This window comes from Streptomyces sp. NPDC037288 (assembly GCF_055603265.1).
This window is the reverse complement of the sequence record NZ_JBVJVY010000125.1, coordinates 1-6,224: the sequence shown is the minus strand read 5'-3', so window position 1 is coordinate 6,224 and position 6,224 is coordinate 1. Positions and strand designations below refer to the sequence as shown.

Sequence of the window (6,224 nt, the reverse complement as noted above, 5' to 3'; positions counted from 1 at the left end):
CCAGCCGACGCTGCGGCCCGGGAAGCGGCCCGTGGTCGTGTTCGCCCAGTACGCCTCCCTCCTGGACCGCCAGAATCCCGAGAACCAGTCCGCAAGGCGCCTCCGAACGGCCCCGACAGGGCCGACCGGAGGCTGCAAGGCTCACAAAGCCAGCCAAGGGGCAGAGCGCTCTGGAAGTCCAAGTACGTTCGAGTACGTCTGGAGGACCAGAGCCAAGAACTGCGCTGCGGGGAGCCCAGAAGGCCGGCGCTCTCCATCCCTGGTGCGCTGACACGTCCGCACCTGCTCGCGCTGCAGCCGACGAGGGCGAAGGCGGCCGAGTGGTCTGACGGGCAGATCTGCCACACCTGCTACGAGCGCGCCATGCGCGTCCGGGACCGCTGTCCGGGCTGCCGCACGGACCGGCTGCTGCCCGGCCGCGATCCGGATGACGTCCCGGTCTGCCGCGACTGCGCGGGGATCAGCCGCGACTTCTTCTGCGACCGCTGCGGCTTCGAGGGGATGCTGCTCGGACACCGGCTCTGCGACCGCTGCACCCTGGCCGACCGGCTCGCCGGCCTCCCCGACGACCGCACCCGCCAGGATCGCCCCCAGCTGGTGCCCCTCATGGACCTGCTCCTGGAGCTTGACCGCCCCAAGAGCAGGTTGATCTGGCTCCGCCACCCCAACATCATTCGTCACCTACAGGACCTGGCGAGCGGTCGACCGCCATCGAGTGGCACGCCGCTGCGGCCCGCGCCACGGGCCGGGCCGCCATCTCCCCTACCGGCCGCCCCAGCTCGTAGGAGGCAGCCTTCAGGCCCATCGGCGTGAGGTTGCGCAGGATATCCCCGCCCGAGGCCTTCCGCCGTTCTCCACCAGGCCGTGCTTGCACAGATCGGAGAGCGCCCCGAGATGCGAGGCAGTGCGCGCCTGCTTCCGCTGAGAGGGCTTGACCTTGTCGGTGTGCCGGTAGCTCATGTGCGGGGCCGCCATCTGCTGGATCTGTTCGACGGTCGCGACCTTCAGCACACCGAGCACGCGCAGCACGTCGCCCCGCAGGTTGTTCGTCGACCCCGCCAGGTTCGTCTTCCGCTTTCCCGCCCTCAGCCCCACCCCTTCCTCGTTGCTCGCACGCGGCCACCTACCGGGCGCCAGCCGCGCCCGGCCGCAGAAGGCATCCGGCCCCCGGACCCGATGATCTCCTCCCCCACGGACATCACAGAGAAGTTCAGGAGGAGAGAAGACGGCTGTGACAACAGGAGAGAAGACGGCTGTGACAACGCGGCGCGCGGCCATAACTGCGTGGTGACCTGCAGGTTTCCGTCCTGCTCGGTGCCGGGCACCAAAATGGGTCCCAAGTGCGTACGGCAGGAGGCCGGGGCGGCTTGCCCGGTGCTGGTCGGGCGGCCGCACGCAGGGCACTATGCCGAAAACCCCACCTATCTTTATGGGGACGTCGTCCTGCCCACTGAACCGAGCAAGACGGAGCGAGAGACAGCCGTAGACGGTCCAAAGGCCTGGGCCCGTCATCCGAACGAAAAGGACAAGAGCAGTCATCGTGGACCCGGGACAGGATACCCACCGCGTGCCACCGATCTTCGTCATACTCCCCGACGGCCAGGAAGTCCGCGGACGGCTGCACGCCCGCCAACAGGTGAAGGACGGCTGGCTCTACCAGGTAGGAATCCTGGTGTGGCAGGACAGCACAAACGGCTGCGCAGAACCTGCCGAGCAGCGAGTCTGGATGAGTCCCACACACGCACGCCCGGTGCCCGGTGTCTCCTACGAGCACGTCCCGACCCACCGCCTGTCCGCAACAGACCCCTCGTCCCAGAAGCGCCCGCCCGCATGGACACTCCAGTACCTGCCCCACCGCCCCGGACACCCGGGCGCCACACTCCTCCACGTCGTCGGCTGCGCCCCCAGCGACCGGACACTCACCCAGGAAGAGGCCCTTGCCGCGCTCCGCCAACCCCGAACAGCAGCCTGCATCGAGTGCGACGCGGCCCGATCCCTCACCCCCAAACAGCATCAGACCGACCAGGACCCCCAGATCCAGCGCGGCGAAGAAGCCCGTCAGGCGACGGACCCCAGCGAAGCGCCCACATAACTGCCCAGCGCACGAGAGCAGCGCGACAAAGAACAGAGCGGCTTGTCGCCCTCAGCGCCCCCGGTACGTCAAGAGCGCCTCCTCCGCGCCCAGGATGCTGCTCAGAAACCTGCACTTCGGCCTGTGAGCACACCAGCCAGCCTGGAAAAGCAGTCAGCGGTGTGCGCACTACCGTGGAGCCGTGCCAATGACGATAAGCCACTGCTCTGCCTGCGGCAGGGGAACCTGGGTGAACACCGCCGACACCGAACGGTGGTTCTGTGACTGCGGCGCCGAACAAATTCCCGAGAGTGCCACGACCTGTAACGGTGACGGCTCCGAGGGCGCAGGGCCCTGACATCGTGGGCTCGGGCCTTTGCTGAGCTGCTTGGCTGCTTGTGCGGGCAGGCCGCACCAGGGGGTCTGCGCTTGTGCGAAGGCGCGCCCCTTGCCTCGCTGATGGCCTGCCCTCCACCGCCATCACGATGACCACGTTCTCGACCGCTGGCTCCAGCAGTGACGGGCAACCCCCTGCCAGCGAGCCGGGGTGGGGCGGGGCCGCTTTGTCAGCGTGGGCGCGTACCGTGGACCGCCACCCCGAACTCGCAGCAGGAAACCATGCCGCCCTCTGAAGTACAGTCCGCCGCCCCGGCCGCGCCGCTCGTGCAGCGTCGGCCGCAGCGGTCAGCCGTCCGTCACGGCCAGGCATCCTGTGCCGACTACGGCTGCACCCGCGCCGAGTGCCGCCAGGCGGCACGCCGGGCCCGCCGCCAACGCAACCAGGACCGCCTGCGCGGTCTTCCCGCCCGTGTCCCGCCCTATGCCGCCGCCCGATGGGCTGCCCGGCTGCGCGAGCAGGGCATGTCCGCACAGGACATCGCCGACAGGGCCGGCGTGTCGGTGACCCTGGTCCGCCGCCTGCTCCGCACCCCAGAACAAGGCCAGGCGGCGCGGGATATCGCTCGCAGCACCGCCGACGCCATACTCGGTATCCCGCTTTCCGCCCGCCGCGCACCCAGCACCCCGGGCCTGACCGGCTCCGCCGCAACCTCCCGGCTGCTGGCCGACTTGGCACGGGCCGGATGGCCTGCCACCGCACTCGCCCCGCGACTGGGCGTCAACGCCCAAACAATCGCCGAAGTCCGCGGTAAACGTCCCCGCCTCCACCTCGATCTCGCGCTACGGATTCGCCGCCTGCACCGCGAACTGATCGGCCTCGATCCCCTCAGCCACGGCATCCGCCCCGCCGATGCCGCCCGCGCCCGCGCCGCCGCTGCCCGACGCGCCGCCGGGGCCTGACCAGCGGTGCGAACAGGCCCAGCAGGCGTTCCTTTTGCCGGGGCCCAGACCCTGGGGCGCGTCCAGGAGATGTCTGGAATTGTGGGGCTGCTTGTGGCGTTGGTGAAGGAGGCGGCGGGTTTCGTGGGGCGCTGGGTGGGCTGCGGACCGGCGCCGGGCGGCTGTGGGTTGACGTTGTCCCGCGTTCGCTCAGAACAGTTCTAGGTCCTCGCCGCTGGTGTCCGCGATGACGGGCCGGGATTGGGCGGGGAGGCCGTCCAGGCGGTCGGGGCCGGCCGCGGCGGCCACGGCAGGGGCTGTCTCGGCCAACCAGACACGAAACCGGTCGACGGCTTCGCAGTAGGGGACTCGCGCCAGGACACGGTGCTCACCGGAGGGGCAGGAGTCGACGGCAACGGTGAGCAGGCAGGAACGGGGCGCGTTCTGACTGCCTGTCCAGGACACGCGCAGCACACCGCAGGGCTTGCGCCCGCGGGGGGCGCGGTGGGTCGGGCGCAGCGATCGGCAGGCTATGTGGGCGGTCCATGCGGCGAGGTGTGGCAGGGGCAGGGTGGTGCGTGCGCGGCAGCCGGGGCAGCGGTGCCAGTGGCGGAGCCAGTCGGCGGCGTGGGTGTCGAAGAGGCGTCTGTAGTGGCTGGCCACGCGGATGTCGTTGGTGTACAGGTGGTCGGGTCGTTCCTGTGTGTTGCAGGACTGGCAGACGGGGGCGCGGACGTAGCCGTGTTCGTGGCAGTGGTCGAGGACGGTGGCGGGCACAGTGCGGCAGACGGCGCACGCCCACCTGGCCACCCTGCGGGAGGTATTGGGCTTCCTGCTGAGCACCGAGTACAGCTGGCCTTCCAGCTCCTTGTTGTATGGGCGCAGTGAGGCGCCGGGGCCCTCGGGGCTCATCATCTGCCGGCCGTCGGCGTCTCGGGCCTGCCGGGGGTGGGAGGGCGGCCCGGTGACGGCTGCGCCTGCCTGGCGGGTCCGCGCGGCTTGCACCCACTGCGTTTCGGTGTGCTCGGCCGCATCCAGCAGCCTGACCACAGCACGCGGCAGCCACCACGTCCGCTGCGTCCCGTCGCGGGTCTGCTCCACGAGTATCTGCCGCCAATCGATCCCCGCCAGATGGTAGGCCCGGCCGCCTTCACGGCGTGCTGCCCGCTCGGGGCCGCCCAGCTCCTGCAGTTCCCTCGTGATGCGCTGGCGCCAACGCAGCGGCGTTTCCTCGTTGCCCTCCTGCCTGGGCGCCCCACGAAACGGACCGATGCGGACCAGGTCCTGCCGGTCCATCCTCACCGCGTTCAGTTCCGCTGCCGCCCGGCGCACCTCAACCTCCGGAACACTCCACTGACCGGCGCTCGCCCTCACCGTCGCCACCACATGACCGCCGAGCAGGACGTACCCCAGCCGGGCACGGGCAGGAGAACAGGTGAATGCCCCAGAAGCCGTCGGCACAGCGCTGTCGGCCGTCAGATCAACCCACAGAGCGTCCGCGGCATCCAGGGTGATCAGGCCGTCCGCGCGACCGGGCATGACACGCTCTGACATACCGACAGGCTAACGGCCCACAACGCGGCGACGAGTCCCAAGCACCTCGGCCAGCCGGGCCACCGCTTCAGCGGGATTGAAGACAGACGTGGTCGCGCACGCCGAGCTGACCGAGTGGAGGGCGGCCCGTGTGGTCGGCGGCGTCGCAACAGCTGCGAGTACGTGGTGCGGTCCACGGCACTCAGTCTTGAGTGGAACGGGTCAACTGCGCTGACTGCTGCACGACTTCGGATCTGGGCGACTGCCGATCAGCGACAGCTCGCCGGCCATAGCAGTTACCGTGGTTTCCCACGGACCCGGCAACAGGTCCGTAGCGCCCGGGGCAGGCAGGTCACACCACGCTCCGGGCGCCATACCCATCGCGGACAGAGACCCCCCTCCCGCGGTACTGCCCGCAGCTCCGTTCACTGCGCGACCGCCCCTACCCTCACGTTTCTGCCGATGCATAAGGTGAAAGCGAAGAGCGCAGGCCCAAACGGGGAGAGGACGGCTTCGGGGTGACACCGGAGGAGGACTGGACGAACAAAGCGGCCTGCCGGGCCGCCCTGGACCCGAACGAACTGTTCGCCGAAGGCGCCGCGCAGAACAGGGCCAAAGCAGTGTGCACCCGGATGCCCCGTGCGCACGGAGTGCCTGGCCCACGCCCTCGACCACCGGATCGAGCACGGCGTCTGGGGCGGCATGACGGAACGAGAACGACGCCAACTGCTGCGCCGGCGCCCCGCCGTCACCTCCTGGCGACACCTGCTGGAGACCGCACGCACAGCCCACGAACACCACACCGATGCCCTCGCCATCGACCACGCCCACCCAGGAACGACACCGGCCCAGACCGACCGATCACCCGCCCACTACCGGCGTCGATCTGGTCCTGCCGCACCCACTTGCGCAGCGTCTCGGTCTGCAACGACAGGGACTGTAAGAAAATCGGTGTGTCTCCGATCATGGAGGAGTGCTCCTGTGACCAGCGAGTACATAGCCAGGATGTCTGCTTCGGAGGCTGTGCTGACGGGCTTGGCCGATCGGTTTATTGAAGAGGTCGTGAACCGGGGCCAGTGCGAGGGTTTGCGGTTGACCGGCGAGGGCGGGCTGCTGCTGCAGCTGACGAAGCAACTGCTGGAGTTTGCTCTCGAGGGCGAGATGAGCGATCACCTCGGCTGTGACCGGCATGATCCTGCCGGGAAGAACGGACAGAACTCCCGCAACGGGAAACGCTCCAAGACGGTTTGAGGCGCCCCGAAGTTTCCGGACAGTGGTCCCACTACGATGGGTCTGTTCGGAAAGGGAAGCTGGTTGTCGCAGAAACGCAGGAACTTCACTC

Annotated in this window: 4 protein-coding genes and 2 pseudogenes; 4 read left to right on the top strand and 2 right to left on the bottom strand. The window is 69.2% G+C overall.

What is annotated here, in order from left to right; all coding sequences use genetic code 11:
• Positions 1-795: 795 nt before the first annotated feature.
• Positions 796-1,278: a hypothetical protein gene (locus tag ACZ7GZ_RS41885; protein ID WP_471032962.1), complete on the bottom strand. Its 483-nt coding sequence runs from the start codon at positions 1,276-1,278 to the stop codon at positions 796-798.
• 289 nt (positions 1,279-1,567) lie between these two features.
• Between ACZ7GZ_RS41885 and ACZ7GZ_RS41880 the strand changes: the two genes are divergently transcribed.
• Together ACZ7GZ_RS41880 and ACZ7GZ_RS41875 are read left to right on the top strand one after the other, a co-directional pair.
• Positions 1,568-2,092: a DUF6233 domain-containing protein gene (locus ACZ7GZ_RS41880; RefSeq protein WP_471032959.1), complete on the top strand. Its 525-nt coding sequence runs from the start codon at positions 1,568-1,570 to the stop codon at positions 2,090-2,092.
• Between the two features lie 597 nt (positions 2,093-2,689).
• Entirely contained in the window at positions 2,690-3,370 is a 681-nt protein-coding gene (locus ACZ7GZ_RS41875; protein ID WP_471032956.1) for a hypothetical protein, read from the top strand.
• Positions 3,371-3,559: 189 nt separating this feature from the next.
• Here ACZ7GZ_RS41875 and ACZ7GZ_RS41870 read toward each other — a convergent pair whose 3' ends face one another.
• Positions 3,560-4,903 carry an endonuclease domain-containing protein gene (locus tag ACZ7GZ_RS41870; protein ID WP_471032954.1) on the bottom strand — a complete coding sequence of 448 codons (1,344 nt, stop codon included), beginning with the start codon at positions 4,901-4,903 and terminating at the stop codon, positions 3,560-3,562.
• A 497-nt stretch (positions 4,904-5,400) separates the two neighbouring features.
• Here ACZ7GZ_RS41870 and ACZ7GZ_RS41865 point away from each other — a divergent pair.
• Both ACZ7GZ_RS41865 and ACZ7GZ_RS41860 read left to right on the top strand, forming a co-directional pair.
• Positions 5,401-5,704 (top strand): annotated as a pseudogene (locus tag ACZ7GZ_RS41865) (WhiB family transcriptional regulator); the annotation flags it as partial.
• Between the two features lie 183 nt (positions 5,705-5,887).
• Positions 5,888-6,130 (top strand): annotated as a pseudogene (locus tag ACZ7GZ_RS41860) (transposase); the annotation flags it as partial.
• Between the last annotated feature and the right edge of the window lie 94 nt (positions 6,131-6,224).

Bases quoted from the DNA above. Each gene is read 5' to 3' on its own strand.
- ACZ7GZ_RS41885 (WP_471032962.1), bottom strand. From the start codon at position 1,278: ATGGCCGCGCGCCGCGTTGTCACAGCCGTCTTCTCTCCTGTTGTCACA.
- ACZ7GZ_RS41875 (WP_471032956.1), top strand. From the start codon at position 2,690: ATGCCGCCCTCTGAAGTACAGTCCGCCGCCCCGGCCGCGCCGCTCGTG.
- ACZ7GZ_RS41870 (WP_471032954.1), bottom strand. From the start codon at position 4,903: ATGTCAGAGCGTGTCATGCCCGGTCGCGCGGACGGCCTGATCACCCTG.